The 26,191-nt window shown below is 65.6% G+C and carries 20 protein-coding genes and 2 pseudogenes; 15 read left to right on the forward strand and 7 right to left on the reverse strand.

Annotated elements, in window-relative coordinates; translation table 11 throughout:
* The 6 genes and pseudogenes from ACE3TU_RS05650 to guaD form a co-directional block, all read left to right on the forward strand.
* Positions 1–402 (forward strand): annotated as a pseudogene (locus ACE3TU_RS05650) (ABC transporter ATP-binding protein); the annotation flags it as partial.
* Positions 392–1,387, forward strand: a complete 996-nt coding sequence (locus tag ACE3TU_RS05655; RefSeq protein ID WP_374621351.1) for an ABC transporter permease — start codon at positions 392–394, stop codon at positions 1,385–1,387. The pseudogene ACE3TU_RS05650 and the gene ACE3TU_RS05655, both read left to right, overlap by 11 nt.
* 97 nt (positions 1,388–1,484) lie before the next feature.
* On the forward strand, positions 1,485–2,411 hold the full coding sequence (locus tag ACE3TU_RS05660; RefSeq protein ID WP_374621354.1) for an ABC transporter permease: 927 nt from the start codon (positions 1,485–1,487) through the stop codon (positions 2,409–2,411).
* A gap of 31 nt (positions 2,412–2,442) precedes the next feature.
* Complete coding sequence (locus ACE3TU_RS05665) at positions 2,443–3,525, forward strand: BMP family ABC transporter substrate-binding protein (protein ID WP_374621356.1); 1,083 nt, start codon at positions 2,443–2,445, stop codon at positions 3,523–3,525.
* A 99-nt stretch (positions 3,526–3,624) separates the two neighbouring features.
* Positions 3,625–4,848 carry a urate hydroxylase PuuD gene (locus ACE3TU_RS05670; protein ID WP_374621358.1) on the forward strand — a complete coding sequence of 408 codons (1,224 nt, stop codon included), beginning with the start codon at positions 3,625–3,627 and terminating at the stop codon, positions 4,846–4,848.
* The gene (gene guaD, locus ACE3TU_RS05675) at positions 4,845–6,140 is read left to right on the forward strand and encodes a guanine deaminase (protein ID WP_374621361.1); all 1,296 of its coding nucleotides are present in this window, start codon (positions 4,845–4,847) and stop codon (positions 6,138–6,140) included. Before ACE3TU_RS05670 ends, guaD begins: the two co-directional genes overlap by 4 nt.
* A gap of 55 nt (positions 6,141–6,195) precedes the next feature.
* Here the strand turns inward: guaD and ACE3TU_RS05680 are convergent, their stop codons facing one another.
* Entirely contained in the window at positions 6,196–7,599 is a 1,404-nt protein-coding gene (locus ACE3TU_RS05680; RefSeq protein ID WP_374621364.1) for a short-chain fatty acyl-CoA regulator family protein, read from the reverse strand.
* A gap of 139 nt (positions 7,600–7,738) precedes the next feature.
* Between ACE3TU_RS05680 and ACE3TU_RS05685 the strand changes: the two genes are divergently transcribed.
* The 4 genes from ACE3TU_RS05685 to ACE3TU_RS05700 all read left to right on the forward strand — a co-directional run bounded on the left by ACE3TU_RS05685 (position 7,739) and on the right by ACE3TU_RS05700 (position 11,869).
* A complete protein-coding gene (locus tag ACE3TU_RS05685; RefSeq protein ID WP_374621366.1) occupies positions 7,739–7,948 on the forward strand; it encodes a hypothetical protein in 210 nt (69 codons plus the stop codon).
* Positions 7,949–7,973: 25 nt separating this feature from the next.
* Complete coding sequence (aceA, locus tag ACE3TU_RS05690) at positions 7,974–9,275, forward strand: isocitrate lyase (RefSeq protein ID WP_374621369.1); 1,302 nt, start codon at positions 7,974–7,976, stop codon at positions 9,273–9,275.
* Positions 9,276–9,384: 109 nt separating this feature from the next.
* A complete protein-coding gene (locus ACE3TU_RS05695; RefSeq protein ID WP_374621372.1) occupies positions 9,385–11,538 on the forward strand; it encodes a malate synthase G in 2,154 nt (717 codons plus the stop codon).
* Positions 11,539–11,557: 19 nt separating this feature from the next.
* A complete protein-coding gene (locus tag ACE3TU_RS05700; RefSeq protein ID WP_374621374.1) occupies positions 11,558–11,869 on the forward strand; it encodes a hypothetical protein in 312 nt (103 codons plus the stop codon).
* Here the strand turns inward: ACE3TU_RS05700 and ACE3TU_RS05705 are convergent.
* From ACE3TU_RS05705 to ACE3TU_RS05725, 5 genes are all read right to left on the reverse strand, one after another.
* Positions 11,860–13,518 carry a CocE/NonD family hydrolase gene (locus tag ACE3TU_RS05705; RefSeq protein ID WP_374621377.1) on the reverse strand — a complete coding sequence of 553 codons (1,659 nt, stop codon included), beginning with the start codon at positions 13,516–13,518 and terminating at the stop codon, positions 11,860–11,862. The two genes, ACE3TU_RS05700 and ACE3TU_RS05705, sit on opposite strands and share 10 nt — an antisense overlap.
* Positions 13,515–15,224 (reverse strand): adenine deaminase, encoded by a 1,710-nt coding sequence (gene ade, locus ACE3TU_RS05710; protein WP_374621379.1) that lies wholly within the window; start codon positions 15,222–15,224, stop codon positions 13,515–13,517. The genes ACE3TU_RS05705 and ade overlap by 4 nt, the downstream gene beginning before the upstream one ends.
* 148 nt (positions 15,225–15,372) lie before the next feature.
* A complete protein-coding gene (locus ACE3TU_RS05715; protein ID WP_374621381.1) occupies positions 15,373–16,809 on the reverse strand; it encodes a diguanylate cyclase domain-containing protein in 1,437 nt (478 codons plus the stop codon).
* A gap of 100 nt (positions 16,810–16,909) precedes the next feature.
* Positions 16,910–19,099 (reverse strand): putative bifunctional diguanylate cyclase/phosphodiesterase, encoded by a 2,190-nt coding sequence (locus ACE3TU_RS05720; protein ID WP_374621383.1) that lies wholly within the window; start codon positions 19,097–19,099, stop codon positions 16,910–16,912.
* 106 nt (positions 19,100–19,205) lie between these two features.
* A complete protein-coding gene (locus ACE3TU_RS05725; RefSeq protein ID WP_374621385.1) occupies positions 19,206–20,444 on the reverse strand; it encodes an ROK family transcriptional regulator in 1,239 nt (412 codons plus the stop codon).
* A gap of 369 nt (positions 20,445–20,813) precedes the next feature.
* On the opposite strand from ACE3TU_RS05725, the gene ACE3TU_RS05730 reads away from it, so the two are divergent.
* The 5 genes from ACE3TU_RS05730 to ACE3TU_RS05750 all read left to right on the forward strand — a co-directional run bounded on the left by ACE3TU_RS05730 (position 20,814) and on the right by ACE3TU_RS05750 (position 25,610).
* Positions 20,814–21,764 carry a substrate-binding domain-containing protein gene (locus ACE3TU_RS05730; RefSeq protein WP_374621396.1) on the forward strand — a complete coding sequence of 317 codons (951 nt, stop codon included), beginning with the start codon at positions 20,814–20,816 and terminating at the stop codon, positions 21,762–21,764.
* Between the two features lie 112 nt (positions 21,765–21,876).
* A complete protein-coding gene (locus ACE3TU_RS05735; protein ID WP_374621387.1) occupies positions 21,877–22,956 on the forward strand; it encodes an ABC transporter permease in 1,080 nt (359 codons plus the stop codon).
* Positions 22,953–23,783, forward strand: a complete 831-nt coding sequence (locus ACE3TU_RS05740; protein WP_374621389.1) for an ATP-binding cassette domain-containing protein — start codon at positions 22,953–22,955, stop codon at positions 23,781–23,783. Before ACE3TU_RS05735 ends, ACE3TU_RS05740 begins: the two co-directional genes overlap by 4 nt.
* Positions 23,780–24,826, forward strand: a complete 1,047-nt coding sequence (locus ACE3TU_RS05745) for an NAD(P)-dependent alcohol dehydrogenase (RefSeq protein WP_374621391.1) — start codon at positions 23,780–23,782, stop codon at positions 24,824–24,826. Before ACE3TU_RS05740 ends, ACE3TU_RS05745 begins: the two co-directional genes overlap by 4 nt.
* A gap of 1 nt (position 24,827) precedes the next feature.
* Complete coding sequence (locus ACE3TU_RS05750) at positions 24,828–25,610, forward strand: SDR family NAD(P)-dependent oxidoreductase (protein WP_374621393.1); 783 nt, start codon at positions 24,828–24,830, stop codon at positions 25,608–25,610.
* A gap of 5 nt (positions 25,611–25,615) precedes the next feature.
* Here ACE3TU_RS05750 and ACE3TU_RS05755 read toward each other — a convergent pair.
* A pseudogene (locus ACE3TU_RS05755) lies at positions 25,616–26,191 on the reverse strand (MFS transporter); the annotation flags it as partial.

Here is a 26,191-nt window from a genome sequence, read left to right on the forward strand (position 1 = left end):
GTGATTGCCTCCTTCTCCGTCAAGGCGCAGGGGCCGTCGTCGATGGCCGGCTCGCTCTCCGGCGGGAACCTGCAGAAATACATCATGGGGCGGGAAATCCTGCAGAAGCCGTCCGTTCTGGTGGTCAGCCAGCCGACCTGGGGCGTCGATGCCGGAGCTGCCGCGGCCATTCACCAGTCGATCGTCGACCTCGCGGCAGCAGGCTCCGCCATCGTGGTGATCAGCCAGGATCTCGATGAACTGCTGTCGCTGTGCGACACGCTTGCGGTGATCAACGAGGGGCGGCTGTCGCGCGCGATGCAGGTCGCCGAGGCCGACGTGCACGAGATCGGCCTCCTGATGGGCGGCATTCACGGGGACCAGGCGCAGGTCCCGGCGCGGGAGGCGGCGATTGCAGGTTAAGCTCGAGAAGCGGCCCGCGCCCAGCCGGTGGATGCTGGTGGTCACTCCGATCGCCTCGGTGCTGCTCACCATGGCGATCGGCGTCGTCGTCTTCGACCTGCTCGGCATCGACGGCTTCCGGGCCGTGATCGACATCTTCGTGTCGCCGATCCTGCTCAGCTACAAGTGGCAGGACGTGGCGGTGAAGGCCGCTCCGCTCATCATCATCGCCCTGGGACTGTCGATCGGCAATCGCGCCAATGTGTGGAACATCGGTGCCGAGGGGCAGTACATCGTCGGGGCGCTGTGCGCGGCCGGCATCGGCATCGCCGCCGGGACCGCGGGCGGGCCGATCATCATCCTGATCATGCTGCTCGCCGGCATGGCCGGCGGCACCGCCTGGGCCAGTGTGCCGGCGGGACTCAAGACGCGATTCGGCGTCAACGAGATCCTCTCAAGCCTGATGCTCACCTATGTCGCCGTGCAGCTGCTGAGCTACCTCGTCGGCGGCCCGTGGAAGGATCCCAATGGCCGGAACTTCCCGGCCACCGCGCCACTGCAGCCCGAACAGACCCTGCCGATCCTCATTCCCGGCACCACCGTGCACCTCGGCGTCGCCATTGCGCTGGTGTTGCCCTTCGTCTTCTGGCTGGTGACGGCGCGCTCCGTGTTCGGCTACCAGATCCGGGTGGTCGGTTCGGCCCCCAATGCGGCGCGGCATGGTGGCTTCGACAGCGACCAGACGGTGTGGCTCTCGATGCTGATCGGCGGCGCCATGGCCGGACTCGCCGGTGCGCTCGAGTTCGCCGGCGCGCTCAAGGCCATCAATCTCGGCTTCCCGTCGGGCTACGGGTTCACCGCCATCATCGTGGCGTTCCTTGGCCGGCTGCATCCGATCGGGGTGCTGATCGCCGGGATTGTGCTGGCCATCACCTATGTCGGCGGGCAAGTGGCGCAGACAACGGTGAAGATCCCAATGCCACGGCGGGAATCTTCCAGGCGCTGATGCTGTTCTTCATCCTCGCCAGCGACGTGCTGGTGCGGCACCGCATCCGCTTCGTGCCGGCGCCGAAACCCGGCATGGCGGCAGGGGAGTAACGGGGATGTTCACACCCGAGTTCTTCATCCTCGCCATCATGACCATCGTCGGCATCTCGACGCCGATCCTCCTCGCCGGGCTGGGCGAGCTGGTGGCCGAGAAGGCCGGTGTGCTCAATCTTGGTGTCGAGGGCATGATGCTGATCGGTGCCATCGCCGGCTTCGCGACGACGGTGTTCACCGGCAGCCCATGGCTCGGCATGGCGGCCGCCGCCATCGCCGGTGCCGCCTCCTCGCTGATCTTCGGGTTCCTGGTGCTCGCGCTCAACTCCAACCAGGTGGCGACCGGGCTGGCCCTGACGATCTTCGGCACCGGGGTCAGCTCGCTGATCGGTACCGCCTTCGTGGGCCGCATCGTCGCCCCGTTCGGCTCGATCTTTCCGCCCGAACTGGCGCGCGATGCGATCTGGAAGGTGGTCTTCGGCTATTCCCCGATTGTCTACTTCGCCTTTGTCATGGTGGCGCTGGTCGCCTGGTTCCTCAAGTCGACGCGGGCCGGCCTGATCCTCCGCGCCGTCGGGGAGAACGACCTCAGCGCGCACTCGATCGGCTATTCGGTCATCGGCGTGCGCTACGCAGCCATCGCCTTCGGTGGTGCCATGGCCGGCATAGGCGGCGCCTATTTCTCGCTGGTGATCACCCCGATGTGGGCCGAGCGAATGACCGCCGGGCGCGGCTGGATCGCGCTGGCGCTGGTGGTCTTCGCCGCCTGGAGGGCGCCGCGCCTCCTGGTTGGCGCCTATTTCTTCGGCGTCCTCGTCTATCTCGAGCTGTTCGCCAAGGCTGCAGGGGTCTCCATCCTTCCCAGCCAGTTCTGGGCCGCCATGCCCTACCTGATGACCGTTGTCGTCCTCACCCTGATCTCGATGCGGGATCGGGTCGGGCTCAACGCGCCTGCTTGCCTAGGCAAGCCCTTCCTCCCCGCAACCTAGAAAAACGCCAATCACGTAACAGGAGACGTTCATGGCAAGACTCAATCGCCGTCACTTCATGGCTACGGCCGGGGCGGCCGCTGCCGCCCTGCCGCTGGCCGGCAGGGCCTTCGCCCAGGAGAAGCTCAAGATCGGTTTCGTGTTCCTCGGCCCGATCGGTGACTATGGCTGGACCTGGGCCCACAACAAGGGCCGCGAGGCGCTCGAGGCCGAACTCGGCGGCCAGGTCGAGACCGTCTATGTCGAGAATGTCGCCGAAGACGCGTCGGCCATCCCGGTGATGCGCGACCTCGCCCAGCAGGGCTGCAAGCTGATCTTCACCACGTCCTACGGCTACATGGACCAGACCATCCAGGTCGCCTCCGAGTTCCCGGACGTGAAGTTCGAGCACTGCACCGGCTTCAAGCTCGCCGACAACGTGTCGGTCTACAATTCCCGCTTCCACGAGGGCCGTGCCGTGCTGGGCACGATCGCCGGCATGATGAGCAAGACCGGCACGCTCGGCTATCTCGGCTCCTACAAGGTGCCCGAGGTGGTGCTCGGCGTGAACTCGTTCCTGCTCGCAGCCCAGAAGAAGAACCCCGACGCCAAGCTCAAGCTGGTGTTCATCGACAGCTGGTTCGATCCGCCGAAGGAGGCCGCCGCCACCGAGACGCTGCTGAACCTGGGTGCCGACATCGTCACCACGCACACCGACTCCCCGGCGGCCCTGCAGATCCTCGAGCAGCGCGGGCTCTACGGCTTCGGCCAGGGCGCCGATATGTCGAGCTTTGCGCCGAACGCCCACCTCACCGCCATCGAGGATATCTGGGGGCCGCACTACATCGCCCGCGCCAAGGCGTTGCTCGAGGGCACCTGGAAGTCCGAGAACATGTGGGACGGGATGGTCGACGGTACCGTCGTGATGTCGCCGTACAACAAGAACGTCCCTGCGGACGTCGCCTCCGAGGCGGACAAGGTCCAGGCCGGCTACAAGGATGGCACGTTCGACATCTTCACCGGCCCGATCTACGACCAGGACGGCAACCTCAAGGTCGCCGAGGGCGAGACGATGACGCTGGACCAGCTCGCCGTCATCGACTGGTTCGTCAAGGGCGTCGAAAGCGCCGCGTAAAGCGATCCATGCGTGGAGGGGCGGGCCGAGGCCCGCCCCTTTCTCGCTCCGGGTTGGCGGATGAGGGGGCCGCGACGCCAGTCGCCAGAGGGAAGCCGAATGACCGACTATGCGATCTTCTGGGAGTGGCTGAGCTTTGCGGTGCGCTGGACGCACGTGATCACGGCCATCGCCTGGATCGGCTCGAGCTTCTACTTCATCGCCCTCGACCTCGGGTTGCGCAAGACGCCGAGCCTGCCGCCTCTGGCGCATGGCGAGGAATGGCAGGTGCATGGCGGTGGCTTCTACCACATCCAGAAGTACCTCGTTGCGCCCGACTTCCTCCCTGAGCATCTCACCTGGTTCAAGTGGGAGAGCTACGCCACCTGGCTCAGCGGCTTCTCGCTCCTGGTGGTCGTCTACTATGTCGGGGCCGATCTCTACCTGATCGATCGCAACGTGCTCGATGTGCCGCAATGGGGCGCGATCCTGATCTCGATGGCCTCGATCGGGCTCGGCTGGCTGCTCTACGACACGCTGTGCAAGTCGCCGCTCGGCAACTCGACCTACGGCCTGATGGGCGTCTTGTTCGTGATCCTCGTCGCCATGGCCTGGGCCTACACGCAGCTGTTCACCGGTCGCGCCGCGATGCTGCACATGGGCGCTTTCACCGCGACGATCATGAGCGCCAACGTCTTCATGATCATCATCCCGAACCAGAAGATCGTGGTCGCGGACCTCAAGGCTGGGCGCGTGCCGGCCGCCAAGTACGGCAAGATCGCCAAGCAGCGTTCGCTGCACAACAACTACCTCACGCTGCCCGTGATCTTCTTCATGCTGTCGAGCCACTACCCGCTCGCCTTCGCGACGCAGTGGAACTGGCTGATCGCGGCGTTGATCTTCCTTGAAGGCGTGCTGATCCGTCATTTTTTCAACACCCGTCACGCCCGCAAGGGACAGCCCTACTGGACTTGGGCCTTCGCGATTTCGATCTTTTTCCTGATCGCCTGGCTGTCGAGCGGCCCCAAGCTCGCCGGTGGTGCAGACACGGTGGCGGCGCCCTCGTCGCAGGCCTTCATGCAGAGCCCGCATTTCGAGGCGGTGGCCGACACGGTGCTGTCGCGGTGCTCGATGTGCCACACCGCCGAGCCGGTGTGGGAGGGGGTTTCTCAGGCGCCCAGGAATGTCATCCTCGATAATCCCGTCGCCATCGCCAACCACGCCGTGCAGGTCGCCATGCAGGCCGGCTACAGCCACGCCATGCCGCCCGGCAACGTGACCGAGATGACCGATGAGGAGCGGGCGATGCTGGTCGCATGGTACCGTGACGGAAGCGCGCGATGAAGGTGCTCCGCGGGCGGGTCCTGACCTTCCTTGACGAGCCGCAGGGACGGGACGATACCTCGTCCTACCGCTGGATCGAGGATGGGGCGATCACCGTCGGCAGTGACGGGGTGATCGTCTCGGTCGAGGATTTCGATACCGCCCGCACAGCCGGGCACGAGATCATCGATCACCGGCCGCACCTGATCCTGCCCGGTTTCATCGACCCGCACATCCACTTCCCGCAGATGCAGGTGATCGGCGCCTATGCCGGGGCGCTGCTCGAGTGGCTCAACACCTACACCTTCGTCGAGGAGCAGAAGTTTGGCAACGAGGCACACGCCACCCGCATCGCCTCGCGCTTCTTCGACGAGTTGATCCGGCACGGCACCACTACCGCTGCCGCCTATTGCTCGGTCCACCCGCAATCGGTGGATGCGTTCTTTTCGGAGGCCGCCAGGCGCGACATGCTGATGGTCGGCGGCAAGGTGATGATGGATCGCAACGCGCCCGAGGCGCTGCGCGACACACCGCAATCGGGTTATGACGATACCCGGGCCGGCATCGCGAAGTGGCACGGCAGGGGCCGCGCGCACTATGCGATCACGCCGCGTTTCGCCATCACTTCGACGCACGAGCAGATGGCCATGGCCGAGGCTTTGGCGCGCGAATTCCCGGACGTCCACATCCAGACGCATGTCAGCGAGAACCTCGCCGAGATCGCCTTCGCCAATGAGCTCTTCCCCAACTACGGCGACTATGTCGGCATCTACGAGAGGTTCCACCTTCTCGGCCCCAAGACGCTGCTCGGCCATTGCATCCATCTGAGCCACCGCGAAACCGAGGTCCTGGCGGACACCCGAAGTGTGGCCGTGTTCTGCCCCACTTCCAACCTGTTCATCGGTTCGGGCCTGTTCGACTACGAGCGGCTGCACGGCCAGGGAGTGCGCATCGCGACGGCCACCGATGTCGGCGGTGGCAGCTCCTACTCGATGCTGAGGACCATGGACGAGGGCTACAAGGTGATGCAACTCAGGGGCCAGCGGCTGACGCCGCTACGCTCGTTCTATCACCTGACGCTGGGCAATGCCCGGGCGATGAGCCTCGACCACCGGATCGGTTCCCTCGCCCCCGGAATGGAAGCCGACATGGTCGTGCTCGATGCCGCCTCGACCCCGCAGATGAGGCTCAGGATGGAAACCGTCGATACGCTCGAGCAGGAGCTGTTTCTGCTCCAGACCTGCGGCGACGACCGGGCGGTGGTCGAGACCTACGTCAAGGGGCAGGGGCTGAAGAGCCGGCTCGGCGCGTAAGGGGTCAAGGTCCGGATCGCCGACCCCGCGCACCGCAAGCTGGGCGGAATTGCCCTCATCCCATCCTCGAGTAGATGCTGTCGGCGCGGCTTGCCGGGTCGAGCTGGAAGCGGTGGTTGGCGGGCGGGTGGGCGCGTTGCCCGCAGTCGAGCCGCGGGCAGATGCGGCAGCCGGTGCCGACCGGAACCACCTGGGTGACGTTGGCAAGGTCGATGCCGTCGGAATAGACCATCTCGCGGGCGCGTTCGAGCCGGCAGCCGAGTCCGATCGAGAAATGCCGGCGCGGCGCGTTGTGGCGATAGTCGCCCTTGGTGAGGCTGCGGGCGATGCAGAAATAGGTCTCCCCGTCCGGCGTCTGCGAGATTTGCACATTGATCTCGCCGGGGCGGAGGAAGGCCGAGTAGACGTTCCAGCGCGGGCAGGCGCCGGAATGACGCGGGATCGAGATCCCCGAGAGTGAGAAGCGCTTGGAGATGTTGCCGGCGATGTCGGTGCGCACGAGGTGCAGCGGGATGCCTTGCGCGCCGGGCCGCTGCAGCGTCGTCAGCCGGTGGCAGACCTGCTCGAAGCTCGCGCCGAAGCGGCGGGCGAGCCGCTCGACGTCGTAGCGGTTCTCCCGCGCCGCAGCCAGGAAGGGCTGGTAGGGCATCACCACGGCGGCGGCGAAATACGAGGCAAGGACATTGCGGACAAGCACCGGCGCGTCGGCCTGGGGCAGGCGCGAGGCAGCGATGATGGCGTCCATCTCGGTCACCGCGACGCGCGAGGCGAGGAAGTGCACGACGTTGAAGACGGCAGTCTCGGGGGGCAGGATATCGGAAACCTGCAGGGTCAGGCCGTCGGATGTCAGGCGGCGGGCCATGTGGTGCGGCAGCGAGGCCAACTCCCACTCGATGCCGAGGATGTTGCGCAGGTAGCTGCGTAGTCCGGCCTCGAAGCCCTCGCCGGGCAAGTCGATTTCTCCCCGAACACGCTCCGCAGCAGCCTCGAGGTCGGGGAAGTAGTTGGCGTTCTCCTGGACGAAATCGGACACCGCCTCGGTGGCTGGATGGGTGGGCTCCTCGTCCGCGACCGTTGCGCCTGACTCGGCCGGGGCCCGCGCCAGCTGACGGTAGCGATCGAACAGGCGCAGCACGGCGCGGGCGGCGACCGGGTTTGAAAAGGCGAGGTCGCGGATTTCCTGGTTGGTGATGTCGTCGTCGGCGAAGAGTTCGTCGCTGAAGGCCTCCATCAGGTCGCCGGCGATCTGGGTCTCGTCGCTCTCGACCAGTTCGCCCGGTTCCAGTCCGAAGTAGCCGGCGAGCTTGAACAGCAGCGGTACCGTCACCTTGCGACGATTGTGCTCGATGAGGTTGAGGTAGCTTGCCGAGATGCCGACGGCCTCGGCGAGGTCGGCCTGCGCGAGGTGTCGCTGGCGCCGCAGGCGTCGCACTTTCCCGCCGACTTGGGGCTCTTCCATCGGCCTCTTCCTTTACAGGGCTTTACAACTTCACAACGACCGGTTTGCCGAGATTTACAGCGTTTCCGCGCTCGCATCGGTTATATCTTGCTTCCAGGCGTCAATTGTCAAATCTTTACACCAACGGAGGACATGACAAATGACCGCATATACCACCCAGGCCACCGACACGTTGACCATCGTCGCCAACACCATCGAGGAGGTCATGGCGCAGTTCCAGGAGCGCCGCCTCGCCGAGGCCGGCTATGTGATCGTGGGGCCGGCCCGGCGCCAGCAGTTCACGCTTGGCCACGAGCCTTTGTTCGCCGGCGCCCAGATGGTTGCCGCCACCTTCGCCCGCACCCACTGAGCCGTTCCCAGGGAGGATACAGATCATGCTCGACCGCAACGCCAACCGCCCCATGCCCACGCCCTTCCCGACGCCGAGCTGGGCTCCCGATCGCTGGCAGAACATCAGCCGGGACTACACCTACGAGGACGTGCAGCAACTGGCCGGCTCGCTGCCGATCCAGCACACGCTTGCCGAGAACGGCGCGCACCGTCTTTGGGAGTTGCTGCATACGGAAGACTTCGTGCCGACCCTCGGGACCTTCACCGGCAACCAGGCGGTGCAGCAGGTCAAGGCCGGCCTCAAGGCCATCTACCTGAGCGGCTGGCAGGTCGCGGCCGACGCCAACTCCTCGGGCAACATGTATCCCGACCAGAGCCTGTACCCGGTCGACAGCGTTCCTTCGGTGGTTCGCCGCATCAACAAGGCCCTGCAGCGCGCCGACCAGATCGAGACCATGGAGCGCCTGAGCGGCGCCAGCACCGCGCGGACGGACTGGTACGTGCCGATCATCGCCGACGCCGAGGCGGGATTCGGCGGTGCTCTCAATGTCTTCGAGCTGATGAAGGCCATGATCGAAGCCGGCGCGGCCGCCGTGCATTTCGAGGACCAGCTGGCATCCGAGAAGAAGTGCGGTCACCTTGGCGGCAAGGTGCTGGTTCCCACCCGGACCTTCGTGCGCACGCTCAATTCGGCGCGGCTCGCGGCAGATGTGATGGGGGTTCCGACGCTGATCATGGCGCGCACCGACGCCGAGGCGGCGCGGCTGATCACCTCGGACATCGACGAGTACGACGCCCCGTTCGTTACCGGCGAGCGGACCGAGGAGGGCTTCTATGTGCTCAACGGCGGCTTCGAGTGCGCCATCGCCCGCGGCCTCGCTTACGCGCCCTATGCCGACCTCATCTGGTGCGAGACCTCCAATCCCAGCCTCGATGACGCCAGGCGCTTCGCCGAGGCGATCCGCAAGGAGCATCCGGACCAGATGCTGGCCTATAACTGCTCGCCGTCGTTCAACTGGGCCAAGCACATGGGCGAGGCGGACATGGCGAAGTTCCAGCGCGAACTGGGAGCCATGGGCTACAAGTACCAGTTCATCACGCTGGCCGGCTTCCACAACCTGAGCCTCACGACGTTCGAACTGGCGCGCGGCTACAAGGATGAGGGCATGGCCGCCTATTCCCGCCTGCAGCAGAAGGAGTTCGCCGCCGAGGCGCAGGGCTTCACCGCCATCCGCCACCAGCGCGAGGTGGGGACGTCGTACTTCGACGCGGTCGCGATGGCGGTCAGCGGCGGCAAGAGCGCCACGACGGCGATGGAGCACTCCACCGAAACAGCGCAGTTCTAGGCGCCGACCCGGCATTCCGGGCTTCCCGTCGCCCATCGCGGGCGCTAGGGTTCGAGCACTGATCCTCCGGCGGGCGCAGGTCCGCCGGAGCTTTTTGACAGGGATCGAAATGAGTTACGTTGAGCGGAGCGGCCTCAGGGTCGACGGCCTGATTGCTGATTTCGTCGAGCGCGAGGCCCTGCCGGGAACCGGCATTGGGGCAGCACAGTTCTGGGGCGGGTTCGCTCGCCTCGTGCGCGACTTCGTGCCGCGCAACCGCGAACTCCTCGCCATCCGCGATCGGATGCAGGGCCAGATCGACGACTGGCACAAGGCCAACGGCCCGGTGGCGAACGATCCCGCCGGCTATGAGGCCTTCCTCCGCCAGATCGGATACCTGGTGCCAGAGCCTGCGGACTTCACCATCGAGACCACCGGGCTCGATCCCGAGATCAGCTCGATCTGCGGCCCGCAGCTCGTCGTCCCGGTGTCGAACGCCCGCTACGCGCTGAACGCCGCGAACGCCCGCTGGGGCAGCCTCTACGATGCGCTCTACGGCACCGACGCGATTTCGCGCGACGGCGAGCTGGCACCAGGCCGGGGCTACAATCCCAGGCGCGGGGCGGCGGTTTTTGCGGCCGCGGCGGCGTTTCTCGACCAGGCCTTTCCCCTGGCGCGCGGCAGCCATCGCGAGGCGACCGGCTACTCGGTCTCCAACCGCGGGACACTGGTCGTCGACACGCTCGACGGGCAGGCGGCCCTCGCCGATCCCGGTCAGCTTGCGGGACAGGCGGATGATCGCGGCCACCTCGCCATCCTGCTTAGGCACCACGGCCTCAATGTCGAACTGGTGATCGATCCCGCTCATCCGGTGGGAAAAGACCATCCGGCCCACCTTGCCGATATCATCGTCGAGGCGGCGCTGACGACCATTCAGGATTGTGAGGATTCCGTGGCGGCCGTCGATGCCGAGGACAAGGTCGGAGTCTATCGCAACTGGCTCGGGTTGATGAACGGCACCCTCGAGGACACCTTCGAGAAGGCCGGCAAGACCGTCACCCGCAGGCTCCAACCGGACCGCACCTACAGGGGCGTCGACGGCCAGCCGCTGACGCTCAAGGGCAGGGCGCTGTTGCTCGTCCGCAATGTCGGCCACCTGATGACGACGCGGGCGGTGCTGGATGCGGACGGCAACCCCATCGGCGAAGGCCTGATGGATGCCGCCATCACGGTGCTCTGTGCGCTCTCCGACAAGGTGAATTCCACCACCGGCGCCATCTACATCGTCAAGCCCAAGATGCACGGGCCGGATGAAGTCGCGTTTGCCTGCGAGGTCTTCGGCGCGGTCGAGGCCATGCTCGGTCTCGCGCCGGATACCATCAAGATCGGCATCATGGACGAGGAGCGTCGCACCTCGGCCAATCTCAAGGCCTGTATTCATGCGGCGCGCCGGCGCGTCTTCTTCATCAACACCGGCTTTCTCGACCGCACCGGGGACGAGATCCACACCTCGATGCTGGCGGGCCCCGTGCTCCGCAAGGACGACGTGAAGGCGGAGAGGTGGATCCAGTCCTACGAGGACCGCAACGTGCTGATCGGCCTTGCCGCCGGGTTCTCGGGCCGCGCGCAGATCGGCAAGGGCATGTGGGCCAGGCCCGACGACATGGCGGCGATGCTCAAGGCCAAGATCGGCCACCCCAATGCGGGCGCCAACACCGCCTGGGTGCCGTCGCCGACCGCGGCGACGCTGCATGCACTGCACTACCACCAGGTCGATGTCTTCGCGGCGCAGAAGCGACGCCACAACCAGGCGACGCCGGGGCTCGGGGAACTGTTCTCGATGCCGGTGCTCGATGCGAGCAAGCTGAGCAAGGCGGAAATCTCCCGTGAACTGGAGAACAACGCCCAGGGCATTCTCGGCTACGTGGTGCGCTGGGTCGATGAGGGCGTCGGTTGCTCAAAGGTGCCCGACATCAACGATGTCGGCCTGATGGAGGACCGCGCCACCTGTCGTATCTCGTCGCAGGCGGTGGCGAACTGGCTGAAGCACGGCCTCGTCAGCGAGGCCGAGGTGCGAGCGGCTTTCGAGAAGATGGCGGTAGTGGTCGATGGACAGAATGCCGGCGATCCGCTCTATCACCCTATGGCCGGACGTTTCGATACGTCGTTCGCCTTCGCGGCGGCCCTCGATCTGGCTCTGTTGGGCGCAACGCAGCCCTCTGGCTACACCGAACCGATCCTGCACGCGGCGCGCGAACGCGCCAAGGCGGCCGCAAACTCATAGCTGCGTTGGGGAGTCGACCATGCGAATTCTGCTGACCGTCCTGCTACTCGCCGTAGCGACCACTCCAGGCCTGGCACAGGCGAGCATCCGCGGTGTCGAACTGTCCCCTGCCGACGCGGCGCGGGTCGATCGTCAATGCGATGCCCTGCGCTTCCGCCAGTCGCAGTCGCTCGCCTCCAATCCGCCCGAGGAGCCTCCCCCGGGTACCATTGTCGGCGACCCGGCCAGCTTCTGGGCGGAGCATGCCGATGGCATGGATGCAGCGCTTGCCTCGGTCGATCTCGATACGCTCACGATTGCCGAGTGCCGGGCAGCGGGGTTCTACGACTGAAGGCGGCTCGCCGCATCGATCTCGAAGACCGGCAGGTGAATGGTGCTGGGGTGCTGCGGGTCGTGGAAGATCTCGACATCGGCTGCCACCAACTGAGTTGCATCGCCGAGTGGTTCGTCGGTCCCGGTGTTCCTCGCGTATCGCGGATGCTGGCCGGAGGCGACGACAAGCCGCAGCCGGTGGTTGCGACGGAAGCAGTGAGCGGTGGCATGCAGCCGGATGTTGAGCTTCCAGATGTCGTCGGGCACCGCCGGATCGGCTGACGTCTTGCGTACGATGCCGTCGCAGATGTTGATCGAAACCCCGTTCTCGTCGACATCGCACAGCCGCACGAAGACATCGGTATTGGTCAGGCTGGAGCGGGCGTAGATCGTTGCCCGCACCTGCCCGATGACCGTGACCGGATTGAACAGCGGCTCCGAGGTATAGACCAGCACGTCGTCGCGTCGTTCGAGCGGCGCCTGATCGACCGGCCCGGCACCGACGAAGGCGAACATCGCGCCGCCGACGGCGGGCGTCGGATCGCGCGGATCGTAGCGGTAGGTGTCGGGTGGTGAGGCACGGACGGGCCGTTGCGACAGCACCCCGTCGGGGTGGACGTGCCAGATCTGGACATCGGGCGCACCCGGCGGGTAGGCCTCGAACTCGTACCATTCGGCGACGCCCGAGACGTGCAGCCGCACCGGGCGGGACCGCACGTCGGACGGTTCGCCGAGCAGTTTCTCGTCCATCCAGCTGAGCGTCTGTCGAACGCTCTCCTTCTGCAGGTCGGGACTGACGTGGAACCACGGGCCGATGGTCAGTTGCGGCGTCTGGCCTGCGTCGACCAGCATGGCATAGTCGCGCAGCAACTGGTCCAGCATGAAGTCATACCAGCCTGAGACGAAACTGGTCGGCGGAGTGCGGTCACCGATGCGGTGGGTGTGATCGAGCGGCTGCCAGAACGTGTCGCTGCCGACCGCCTCGTCCATCCAGCGGCGCCAGAACGGCACCTTGGCCCCGGTGACCCGCTTGTCTGCATCTCGCAGCGGCAGCTTCATGGTGGCCCGCAACGTCGCGCGATCGATGCCGCCGGTGAACATCCGCTGCGCGGTCCGCAGCGGATTGCCGCGCAGGCCCTCGATGGTCTGCAGCCAGCTCAACCACAGGCCGACGGCGAGCGTTCCGCCTGGAAAGACCACTGACCGGAACTCGGCGCTGGTCACCTTGACGGCCATGGCCGAATGGCGGGGCAGGGCGTCGCAGATGGCCCATTGGGCGTAGCCGAGGTAGCTCGGGCCCGAAGTGCCAAGCCGCCCGTCGAACCAGGGCTGCCGCTTGACCCACTCGATGGTGTCGAGGCCATCGTCGCGTTCATGGCCGAACGGATCGAACACGCCCCCGGACTTGTCCGTGCCGCGGCACGCCTGCAGCACGACGTGATAGCCCCGTTCGGCATAGACTTCGCCGATGGTTGCAAAGCCCGAGAGTCCATAGGGCTCGCGCATCAGGATCGTCGGATGCTTGCCAGGTAGTTTCGGGGCGAAGTGCTCGGTGGCCAGTTCCACTCCGTCCCGCATCGGCACCATGATGCGCCGCGTCCTGATGACGCCGCACCTGCGCTTGGGCAACTTGTAGAGATCGGCGACGAAGCGGCTGGACAGGCTCATTGCACGAACGCGAACTTGTCCACGTCGAAGAGGCCCTTGTCGGTCAGCTTCAGATGCGGGATCACCGGCAAGGCGAGGAAGGCCACCTGCAGGAAGGGCTCGGGCAGCGTGCACCCGAGCCCGTAAGCCGCGTCGCGCAGCTTGTGCAGCTTGTCGGCAACCGCCTCGAAGCTCAATAGGCTCATCAGTCCCGCGATCGGCAGGGCCAGTTCGGCAATCGCGCGGCCACCGTCGGAAACGACGAAACCGCCGCCCAGATCAATCAGCCGGTTCACGGCCGCCGCCATGTCCTCGTCCGTCGCTCCGACCACCGTGATGTTGTGGCTGTCATGACCCACCGACGAGGCGATCGCGCCCCGCTTGAGCCCGAAGCCCTTTGCGAAGCTGAGTGCCACATTGCCGTTGATGCCGTGCCGCTCGATCACCGCGATCTTGATGATGTCGGCGTCGAGGTCGGGTAGCACGCCGCGTTCGCTGATCTCGAGCGTGGCCGTCTCGCGGTAGGTGAGGATGAGCCCCGCGCGCACTGCGATGACCGGCGTTTCGTTGCGCTGTGGGTTGGCCGGAACCATGAAAGTGGTGGGGTGGACACGCTTCGCCTTCATCGAGGCGAGACCGACGGGAGCGACCGGCGGGCGGGCCTCGAAGAGCTCCGGCCGCACCAGTCGACCGGCGCTGACCACTTCGCTCACGGCACACTGCTCGAGGCTGTCGACCAGCACGATGTCCGCCCGATAGCCGGGCGCGACCAGCCCGCGGTCCTTGAGCCCGAAGATGCGCGCGGCGGAGTGCGAGGCCGCGCGGTAGACGTGGTGCAGCGGCCGACCCCGGGCGATCAGCCTGCGGATGGAACTATCGAGATGCCCCTCCTCGAGGATGTCGAGCGGGTTCCGGTCGTCGGTGCACAGCGCCACGAAGGCCGAGGTGTTGGCGTCGAGGATTTCGGCGAGGGCCTCGAGGTCCTTGCTCACCGACCCCTCGCGGATCAGGATAGCCATGCCCTTGCTGAGCTTTTCCCGCGCCTCGACGGCGGTGGTCGCCTCGTGATCGGTGCGGATGCCGGCGGCCAGGTAGCCATTCAGGGCGAGGTCGGTGAGCAACGGCGCATGTCCGTCGATATGGCCACCCTGAAACGACACGAGCTTGGCAACGATGCCAGGATCGCCGGCGAGGACACCGGGAAAGTTCATCATCTCGGCCAGGCCGATGACGTGCTTGTGGTGGCGGAACTTCTCGAGGTCGGCGATTTCGAGGCGAGCGCCGGACGTCTCGTGCGGTGTCGCCGGGACGCATGACGAGAGGTTGACCTTGACGTCCATCACCGTGCGCTCGGCGCACTCGAGGAAGTAGCGGATGCCTTCTGCGCCCAGCACGTTGGCGATCTCGTGCGGATCGCAGATCACGGTCGTGACGCCATGCGGCAGCACACAGCGATCGAACTCGAAGGGCGTGACCAGCGAGGACTCGATGTGCAGGTGCGTGTCGATGAAGCCCGGCACCGCAAAGCGGTTGTCGCCCTCGATCAGCCGGGCGCCGTGGTAGTAGCCGTAAGTGCCTACGATGCGATCCGCGACGATGGCGATATCGGTGTGTGTCACCGTGCCGGTAATGACGTCCAGCAGCCGCACATTCTTGATGACCACGTCGGCGGGGGCCTCGCCGGTGCCGGCCTTGATCATGCGGGTGAGCAGTTCGGGTGTCATCATTTCATTGCCGGGCTCGGGTTGGTGGCAACGTCTCTTCTCGTCGGGGAGAGGTCAAGGGAAACCGGCACCGCCAATGGCTGCGGCGCGCGTCTTCGGGTTCACTCCGGCTCCGGCAATCAGCAAGATACCTGCGGCCCTTGCCGCCGGTTCAGGCGGCCGCCTCGACCGCGCGGCGGTCCGGCAGTTCGTCGTAGAGCTTCACCTGGTTGCGACCGGCCTCCTTGGCCTGATACAGCGCAAAGTCGGCGCGGGCGGGCAGATCGAGACCGTCGCGCCCGGCATCCCTCGCGATGGCGACACCGATACTGACGCCGATGCGCACTTCCTGTCCGGCCAGCGGGTAGGGCTCCGAGATCCGCGAGATGATGCGCTCCGAGAGGGCCCGTGCTTCGGCCACCGTACGCAGCGCCGTCTGCAGGATGATGAACTCGTCCCCGCCGAGCCGCGCCAGGGTGTCGGTATCGCGCAGCAGCGCCCTGAGTCGCTCCGAGACCAGCCTCAGCAGTTGATCGCCCGCCTCGTGCCCGAGCGTGTCATTGACCTGCTTGAACCGGTCGAGGTCGAGCGCCAGCAGCGCGATCGGGTCGCCGCCGCGGCTCAGGCCTTCGAGCGCCTGGGTCAGCCGCTCCTGGAACAGGCTGCGATTGGCGAGGCCGGTCAGTGGATCGTGCAGCGCGCGATGGTGCGCTGCGGCCCGGGCCTCCTCGAGTTCGGCGGATGAGCGCTGCAGCCGGCGAAGCAGGAAGGCGATGACCACGCCGGCTGCGGCCAGCACAGCGAGCAGGGCAGGGATGGTGTCGGCGAGCATCTCGCGCCCGGGTTGTTCCGGCATCCACTTGAACCAGGCGACCGCCGTGCCCGAGCTGTCTCGGATGGGAAGCACGGCCTCGCCCGCCGCCGTGTCCGGGGACGCGGAGAAGCGGGCCTTCTCGAGCATGAACTGCTCGGTCAGCTCCGCGGCCAGCGCGTCATCGAGAAAGCGCACGGCAACGTGAAAGAACGCTTGTCCGGGAGCCACCGTGAAGTCGTCGCTCTCGGAGAGGATTGGAACCGCACTGACGAGGGCGGGCCGATCGCCGACGAGCCCGAAATCGGTGACGCCGGGTATCTCTCCGAAGCCGTTATTGTAGGAGGCGATGGCGGCGGAGGCATCGATGCCGCGCAGCCTGTCCAACACAGGAGCAATGCTGGCGCGATCTGGTTCGAATGTCTGGGCGGGGACGCCGCCGCCGTCGCGCATCGCGTAGATCGGCTGCAGGTCCGGGTCGAGCACATAGATGCGATTGTGCCCGTAGTCGGCGAAGGCGTTGGCGCCGAGGTTCTCTTCGATCCATTCGAGGTCCGGACCGTCACCCAGCGCTGCCACCGCCTCGTCCCAGCCAGTGACGTCCTGCTGCTGGTCCGAGATGTCGGTATGGGCACGCTCCAGCATGTGGCTGACCAGGCGTGTCTGCCGCTCCAGCGCCCGCTCGTCGCTGCGTCCAGTCGACCACAGGATGAACCCTGCCGCCGTGCCGAAGGTGACCGCGACGGCAAGCAGGACCGGGACCAGGACCTTGTAGGAAAACCGCCAGTTCCGATGCATGCAAACGCCCCCGAGACTTGGAGGCTCGAGGCTAGCCCGCATCGGCCCAACCGCCGGTTACCGACGTGTGGAATCAGCCGGCTTGGTTAAGGGATCGGTGTCAGGCGACGCGGGCCGGCGCGTCTGGCACTGCCGCAAAAACGGAGGCGATCTCGCTGGCCGCCAGGGGTGGCGAGAACAAGAAGCCCTGGAAGGTATCGCAGCCCATTCGGACGAGCAGCCCATGCTGGTCGGGTGTCTCCACGCCCTCGGCGGTGACCATGATCCCCAGCGCATGGGCGAGACGAACCATTGCCTCGACGATTGCGGCCGACGAGGCCGAGTGCGGCAACTGCGAGATGAAGCTGCGATCGATCTTGATGCGGTCGACCGGGTAGCGCTTGAGGTAGTTGAGCGAAGAGTAGCCGGTGCCGAAATCGTCGAGCGCGATCCGGACGCCCGCGGCGCGAAGCCGCCTTATGGCGGCGGCCGCAACCGATTCGTCGTCGAGCAGGATGCCCTCGGTGATCTCGATCTCGAGGTCCCGGGCCCGCATGCCTGTCTGCTTCAGCAGGTCCAGCAGGTTGTCGGAAAAGCCCGGATTGCGCAGTTGAGCCGGTGAGATGTTGACCGCGATCAGCCGTCCCGGCCAGCGCGCGCCCAGTTCACAAGCGTTGCGCAGGACGAACTGTCCCAGTGCCTCGATGAGGCCAGATGCCTCCGCTACAGGGACGAAATTAGCCGGCGAGACATAGCCTAGCCGAGGGTGGGTCCAGCGGATCAGGGCCTCGGCACCGATCGTCGTCGACGCGTCCCGGCCGAGCAGCGGCTGGTAGGCCACCCACAGCTGGCTGTCGTCCGCCAGGGCTTCGCGCAGTTCGGCCTCGATGGTGTGACGACTCTGCACGGCCACATCCATCGAGGGTTCGTAGAAGCAGGCCCGGTTGCGGCCGGCGGCCTTCGCCTCGTACAGCGCGATGTCGGCCCTGCGGGTCAGTTCGCGTCGATCGCGGTCGTCGGTTCCGGCCATGACAATACCGATGCTGACACCGACAAAGGCGTCGACGCCATCGATGGAAAATGGCCTGCCGATGGCCTCGATGATGCGCTGGGCAAGGGCGAGCAGGTCTTCCGGAGTGTCATGCTTCTCGTGCAAGATGGCGAACTCGTCGCCGCCGAGCCGAGCCAGGACCGAGGAGTCTTCGCACACGCTGCGCAGGCGCTGGCCGACCGCGGCAATCAGGGCGTCTCCGGCATTGTGTCCCAGGGTGTCGTTGACCTGCTTGAACCGATCGAGATCGAGCATCATGAGTGCGGTGGGCCGCTCCGAGGTGCCCCCCTCCAGCAGGCGCTCGAAGCGGGCTTCGAAACTCTGGCGGTTCGGCAGACCGGTCAGCGAATCCTCGCTGGCCTGGCGCTCCACCTCACGTTGCCGGCCTTCCAGGTCCCGGGAAGAGAGCCACAGACGTCTCATCATCAGCAGGAGGACCAGGCCGAAGATCACCACGGCGATGACCAATCCGGGCGCGGCCGCCGAGAGCAGCTGCTCGCCGGGTCGGTAGGGCAGCCACTCGTAGAAGGCAACGATTCGCCCGGAGCGATTCGTTACCGGCAGGATGGGCAATTGCGGACGTGACTGCGTCGCCGTGAAACGTCCGACCTCCAGCAGATACTGGTCCATGAGCCTGAGTTCGAGATCGAGGTCGAGCCACACAATGCTGACCAGCAGCGGTTCGGTCCCCGCTTCGTCATGCAGCCTGCCGCTGTCGGAGACGACTGGAATGACACTGGCGATGGCCGGTCGACCATCCAGCAGCACGTAGTCGGCCAGGTAGGGTGGCTCGTCGGCATAACCCCTGCCGGCGCGCTCGCGCAGATCGGCGAGGAGAGGAGCCAGAGCATGCGCGCGTCGCGTGAGCTCACTGCCGGCTCTGGTCACACCGGAGATCCAGGCGTGGGCAATCGTGTTGTCAGGCAGGACGATGAGACTCTCATCGTGCCCGTAGTAGGAGAAACCCCACTGACCGACGTTGATGTCGAGCCACGCCTGGTCTGCATTGCGGATGGCGAGCAGCGCGTCGTCCCAGATCGCGACGCTTTGCTGCTCGCGCGGCAGGGCCTCCAGCAGCGCTTCGACGACGTGGATGACCCGACTGCGCTGGCGCTCCAGAGCTTCCTCGTCGATGCGCACGGCGGTCCAGATCAGGAAGCCGGCGAGCAGCGCCGTCGTGACCACGAAGGTCGCCAGCACCGAGGCCAGCGCCGCCAGGGTGAATCTCCGACCAGTTCTGATGGTGCGGTCGTAGGGCATCGGTCCGGCAAACGAGGTGAAACCCCGTCACCATTCCTGCCAAGCTTTGCGAAGTCGTTACTTCGGAGGGAGCGGGCGGGGTCTGCAGGCAGAAATCCGAGCGGCTCTAGGCATTGTCCTTAAACAATACTTCCCGGTCCTGGGTGAAATTGGCCAGAAGCGGCAATGACGCACCGCCCATGGCGCGAGCGGCATTGCCGATACTGCCGGCAACCAGCCGGAACCTCGACAGGCCCTGGCGGTTGACGTCGGCAAGCGCCCTTTCGGTCTGCTCGATGATGCGCGATCGCACGTGGGTCGGGAAGGCGCCATCGAGAACCACCGTCTCGACGTCGATGACGGCGATGGCGGCAACGATGGAGAAGGCAAGACTGCGAGCAACTTCATCGATCCACTCGTCCAGGACCGGCCCGAGATCGCCCCAGTCGTCCGGAGACTGCCACAGCACGTCCGGGTTCCTGCCCTGGGCCAGCAGCTTGCGCTCGAGAACGTAGATCGAGGCGACGTTCATCAGTTGCGGCGTCCGACCACTCGCGCCGGCTGGCGGGGACTGGGCCGGCATGGAGCCCAGTGCCCCCGCGTTCTGGGTGCGGCCGGGAAACAGGTGACCGTTGAGTACCAGTCCACCGCCGATGAACGAGCCGATGAAGATATAGAGATAGTCGATATACTCGTCCCCCGCCCCGAACATCAGTTCGGCGGCGCAGGCGGCGGTGATGTCGTTGGCGAAATAGACCGGCCACGAGCAGATCTCGGCGATCATGGCGCGCATGTCGACGTCGCGCCAGGCATCGATCTCCGACTTCGGCGCGCCGATCTCCTCGTGCCAGGTCCACATCTCGTAGGGGGCAGCGATGCCGAGGCCGGCGATCCGGCCGCGCAGCGCCGGGGAGATGCCGTCGAGGAGTGCATCGATCCCGGTCCGCGCAAACTCCTTGATGCCGTCCGGCGTCGGGTATGGGTAGGTCTTGTGCAGGAGCTTGAGCACCTTGCCGGTGAAGTTGATCAGGTACAGATCGACGGAGCGCCGGCCGATCTTCAGCCCGAAGCTCAGCGCGCCTTCCGGATTGAGGGAATAGGGAACGAGCGGTTGCCCGACCTTGCCGCGCAGCGGATTGCCCTTGAGCAGCAGCCCATCCGCATCGAGCTGGTTGGTGATGATCGAAATGGTCTGCGGTGACAGACCGGTCATGCGGGCCAGATCAGCCTTGGGCAGGGCGCCATTGCTGCGGATCAGCGACAGCACGAGGCGTTCGTTGTAGAGACGCACCCCGGACTGATTGGTGCCGCGGCTGGCGGCGCCGGGGTACGACTTGCTCTGCTGGCTGACGGCGCGGGTGGCCAAGGCCCCGACCTTCCCTAAACTGCGTTCAACAATAATTCGACCGCTTTCCAGACCGGGCAGTCAAGCCACGCCGAAACAGAAATTGCAATCGATTACATGGGGTTCACACCCCTCCCTGCACCAAAAGTCACACGCCGATCGCCGCCATGTCAATTAATAAATCATCTGGATTAACTTATTGACAGGGCGGGCCAGTTGCGGTGTATGGGAGCCCTGACGCATGGGGAGGGGTGTCGAACGGCCTCCCATGTCCGTCGACCTGGCCGGTGCGCCCGGCCTGAACCATTTTGGGAGGACCAATACGTGAAGCATCTGCGCAAACTTCTGATCCTGGGTGTTGCCGCACTCACCGTCTCTGCCGCGCCGGTCATGGCGGCAGATCTTGCGTGCCTGATCACCAAGAACAACACCAACCCCTTCTTCGTGAAGATGAAGGAAGGTGCCGAGGCCGCCGCCAAGTCGGCCGGACTCGATTTCCAGGCCTATGCGGGCATCACCGACGGTGACGCTGCTCCGCAGATTACCGCGATCGAGAACTGTGTCGCAGCCGGGGCCAAGGGTATCCTGATCACCCCGTCGAACGACTCGGTCGGTCCGGCCCTGAAGGATGCCCGCGCCGCTGGCATCCTGGTCATCGCGCTCGATACGCCGCTCGCCGATGCCGAGGCCCAGGACATCACCTTTGCCACAGACAACTTCGAAGCCGGCCTGCTGATCGGCAAGTGGGCGAAGGCCAAGCTTGGCGACGCCGCCAAGGATGCCAAGATCGGCATGCTCGACATCAACAAGGACAACATCTCTGTCGACGTCGCCCGCGACACCGGCTTCCTCGTCGGCTTCGGCATCGAGGTACCCGACCTCAAGGTGCTGGGCTCGGAAACCGACCCGCGCGTCATCGGTCACGAGACGAGCAACGCCAATCCGGAAGGCGGCGTGACCGCCGTCGAGAACCTGCTCGCCAAGAATCCCGACATGAACGTGGTCTACACGATCAACGAACCGGCGGCTGAAGGCGCTTTCCAGGCTCTGAAGAAGGCTGGCAAGGAAAAGGGCGTTCTGATCGTCTCGGTTGACGGCGGTTGCCCGGGCGTGGCCAGCGTCAAGTCCGGTGTGATCGGTGCAACCTCGCAGCAGTATCCGCTGCTCATGGCCTCCAAGGGCATTGAGGCCATCGTTGCTTTCGCAAAGGACGGCACCAAGCCGACCGTCACCGAAGGCCTGTCGTTCTACAACACCGGCGTCAACCTGGTGACCGACCAGCCCGCCGACGGCGTGCCGTCGATCGACACCACCAAGGGCACCGAGCTCTGCTGGGGCTGATTGGGACTCCCGGTCCAACTTGACCAAGCGAAGGGCGACGGTACAGTCGCCCTTCGTGCATCCTGGCAAGAGCGCTGCAAGCGCCGGCCGTTTCGGGGGAGAGGCGCGCACCATGACCAGTACCGACGCACCGGCAAAGGCCGTTCCGGACTTCGAGGCGAAGCTAGCGGATGCCGATAGGTCGGTCGCGAGCTTCGAGCGGGATGACAGGAGCCTATTTGCGCTGTTCCGGTCGTTCCTGAGGAACAACCCGACCACCATTCCGACGCTTGTGCTGATCGTCAGCATTGCAGTCTTCGGCCTTATTGCGCCCCGATTCCTTGGCCCGGGGGCCCTGTCCACGGTGCTGCAGCAAGTCACGGTAACCGGCCTTGTCGCAGTAGCCCAGACCCTGGTGATCCTCACCGCCGGCATCGACCTGTCCGTGGGCGCGATCCTCGTGGTGGCTTCGCTGATCATGGGAAACATGGCGGTGAACATGGGCATTCCGTGGCCCATCGCGGTCGCGGTCGGCATCTTCTTCGCCGGGCTGATGGGCTGGCTGAACGGCGTCCTCGTCGCGCTGATCAAGCTGCCGCCCTTCATCGTGACACTGGGCACATTGTCGATCTTTTCCGCCCTGAAGCTCTGGTATTCGCACTCAGAGTCTATCCGCAACGTCGACATCGAGGCCAAGGCCCCCGAGTTGCTGTGGTTCGGCGAGTCGTTCCGCCTCTGGGGCGCCAAGCTGACCTATGGCAGCATCTCGCTCGTCGTGGTTGCGGCCATTGTCTGGTACATCCTGAACCGCACCGCCTGGGGCCGGCACGTCCATGCCATCGGAGACGATCCGGATGCGGCCCGGCTGTCGGGCATTCGTACCAACCTGACGCTGATATCGGTCTATACCTTCGCCGGCCTTCTCTGCGGGTTTGCGGCCTGGGTGGCCATCGGCCGCGTCGGGTCGGTTTCGCCCATTGCCTTTGATACGGTCAACCTGGGGTCGATCACGGCCGTAGTGATCGGGGGCACGTCGTTGTTCGGCGGGCGCGGCTCGATCGTCGGCTCGGTGCTGGGGGCCATCATCGTGGGCGTCTTCAATACCGGTCTGTCGCTGGCCGGCGTGGACGACTACTGGCAGATGTTCGCGGCGGGCACGCTGGTGATCATCGCCGTGGCGTTGGATCAGTGGCTGAGGAGGGCATCGCAGTGAGCGGAATTCAACCGATCCTGACGGCCCGCGGGCTGTTCAAGCGCTACGGCACAGTCGTCGCCCTAAACGGCGCCGATTTCGACCTCAACCCCGGCGAGATCCTCGCCGTTATCGGCGACAACGGCGCGGGCAAGTCCACCCTCATCAAGGCCATCAGCGGCGCGGTGATCCCGGACCACGGCACCATCGAGATCGAAGGCAAGCCGGTCAACTTCCGCTCCCCGGACGATGCCCGAAAGGCCGGCATCGAAACGGTCTACCAGAACCTTGCGCTCAGCCCGGCGCTCTCGATCGCCGACAACATGTTTCTCGGTCGCGAGTTGCGCAAACCGGGGATGCTGGGAACGGTCTTCCGCCTGATGGACAGGTCGGGCATGCAGAAGTTCGCCCGCGAGAAGCTCAGCGAACTGGGGCTGATGACCATCCAGAACATCAACCAGGCCGTCGAGACGCTTTCCGGCGGCCAGCGGCAGGGCGTCGCCGTGGCGAGGGCCGCTGCGTTCGGCTCGAAGATCATCATCCTCGACGAGCCAACGGCGGCGCTTGGCGTCAAGGAATCGCGCCGCGTGCTGGAACTGATTCAGGATGTCCGGTCGCGCGGTATTCCGATCATCCTGATCAGCCACAACATGCCGCACGTGTTTGAGGTCGCCGACCGAATTCACATCCACCGGCTCGGCAAGCGCATTGCCGTCGTGAACCCCAAGGATTATTCGATGTCCGACGCCGTGGCCATCATGACCGGGGCAATGAAGCCGCCGGAGGAGGGTGCCATGGGGCCGACACATCACTACAAGGTCGGCGAGGAACTTGGCCAGGCGACATGACGAAGATGCGTGCTCTCGTGCTCGAAAGAAAGCACGAACTCAGCCTCCGCGACATCGAACTGCCGATGGATGTCGGTCCCGGCATGGTCAAGATCAAGCTGCACACGGTGGGCGTGTGCGGTTCCGATGTGCACTACTATACCCACGGACGCATCGGACCGTTTGTCGTCAACGCGCCGATGGTGCTCGGGCACGAGGCGGCGGGGACCATTGTCGAGATCGGGGCAGGGGTCACCAGCCTCAAGGTGGGCGACCGGGTCTGCATGGAGCCGGGCGTTCCCGATCCCGACAGCAAGGCCGCCCGCCTCGGCATGTACAATATCGACCCGGCGGTGACCTTCTGGGCGACGCCGCCGATCCACGGCGTGCTGACGCCCTACGTCGTCCACCCGGCCAACTACACCTTCAGGCTGCCCGACAATGTCAGCTTTGCCGAAGGCGCCATGGTCGAGCCGTTCGCGGTCGGCATGCAGGCGGCGACCAAGGCGAAGATCACGCCGGGCGACACTGCCATCGTCATGGGTGCCGGCCCGATCGGTACGATGGTGGCGCTGGCGGCGCTGGCGGGAGGCTGCGCGCGGGTGGTCATCACCGACCTCGCGCAGCCCAAGCTCGATATCGCGGCGCGCTACCAGGGGATCATCCCGGTCAACATCCGCGACGCGAACCTGCTGGCCGAGGTCAACCGGCTGACCGACAACTGGGGCGCCGACGTGGTGTTCGAGTGCTCCGGCAGCCCACGCGCCTGGCAGGGTATCGTCGACGTGGTGCGTCCCGGTGGCACCATCGTCATCGTCGGCCTGCCGGTCGAGCCGGTGAACTTCGACATCGCCTCGCTGTCGGTCAAGGAGGTCGCCATCGCCTCGGTGTTCCGCTACGCCCACCAGTACGAGCGCGCCATCGCGCTGATGGCCTCGGGCCGCGTCGACCTGAAGCCGCTGATTTCGGAGACCTTCAGCTTCGAGGATTCGATCAAGGCCTTCGACCGCGCCGTGGAAGCTCGACCGACGGATGTGAAGCTGCAGATATTGATGGACGCCTGACATGGATCTCGGTCTCAAGTCCAAACTCGCCGTCATCACCGGCGGCAGCGTCGGCATCGGGCTGGCGGTCGCCGAAGGCTTTGCCGCGGAGGGCGCCAACGTACTGCTGACGGCACGCGGCAGGGCGCGGGTCGAGGCCGAGGCAGCGCGCATCGCCAAGCAGTTCGGCGTCAGGGCACTGGGCGTTGCGGCCGACGTCGCCACCGCCGCCGGCTGCGACGCGGTGATCGCCGCTGCGCAGGGGATGGGCGGGGCCGATATCCTCATCAACAATGCCGGCACGGGCTCCAACGAGACCATTGCCGAGGCCGACGACGCCAAGTGGCAGTACTACTGGGACCTGCACGTCATGGCCGCCGTCCGGCTCGGCCGCGGGCTGGTGCCGCAGATGAAGGCGCATGGCGGCGGCGCCATCATCCACAATGCTTCGATCTGTGCGGTGCAGCCGCTGTGGTACGAGCCGATCTACAACACCACCAAGGCCGCCCTGATGATGTTCTCCAAGACCCTCGCCAACGAGGTGGTGGGCGAAAACATCAGGGTCAACACCATCAATCCCGGCCTCATTCTCACGCCCGACTGGATCAAGACCGCCAAGCAGATCGCAGGCGAGGACGGCTGGGAGGCCCACCTCCAGGGCGTTGCGAACGAGGCGGGTGGCATGAAGCGCTTCGCCACCCCCGAGGAACTGGCGAACTTTTTCGTCTTCCTGTGTTCGGACAAGGCCAGCTATTCGACCGGCTCGACCTATTTTGTCGACGGGGGGTGGCTGAAGACCGTGTAGTGGTCCTACTGCGCCGGATGCTCGAGAATGGCGGGCGAGGTTTGCCTGCCGATCCACCACAATATCGGGATCGCCGACAGCGGAACCACCACGAACAATCCGAACAGCCAGTTCGATGCAGCGATCGTCGCGTCGACCGACGGGTGCGACGCCAACCCGGCCGCATTGACAATGACTCCCGCAATCGCCGCCCCCAGACCCGAGGCAAAGAGTTGCACCATGGAGATCGAGGCCGTCGTGAGGTCTCTCTCACCCGCGGGCGCGGCCTGCAGCAGCCGCGCCGAGACGTGCGGCCAGGAAATGCCGATTCCAAGGCCAAGCAGTACCAGCGCCACGCCGATCGGAATGAGCGGCAGCAGATCGCCCTCGAGGTTACGGCGCCCCAGAAACAACGCCAGGCCGAGTATTGCAGCGACCTGCAGGATCGGACCGAGGATCATCACCGCCCGGGCGTGCCCTCCGCTCCAGCTTGAGGTGACCACCGATCCAGAACTCCAGCCCACGGCCACCAGAGCCACCATGTAGCCGGCGACGAGAGGTGTCTGCCCGTGCAGGTTCTGCACGAACAGCGGTACGAACAT

Origin of the sequence: Devosia sp. (assembly GCF_041917035.1) — a bacterium.
Taxonomy (GTDB): domain Bacteria; phylum Pseudomonadota; class Alphaproteobacteria; order Rhizobiales; family Devosiaceae; genus Devosia_A.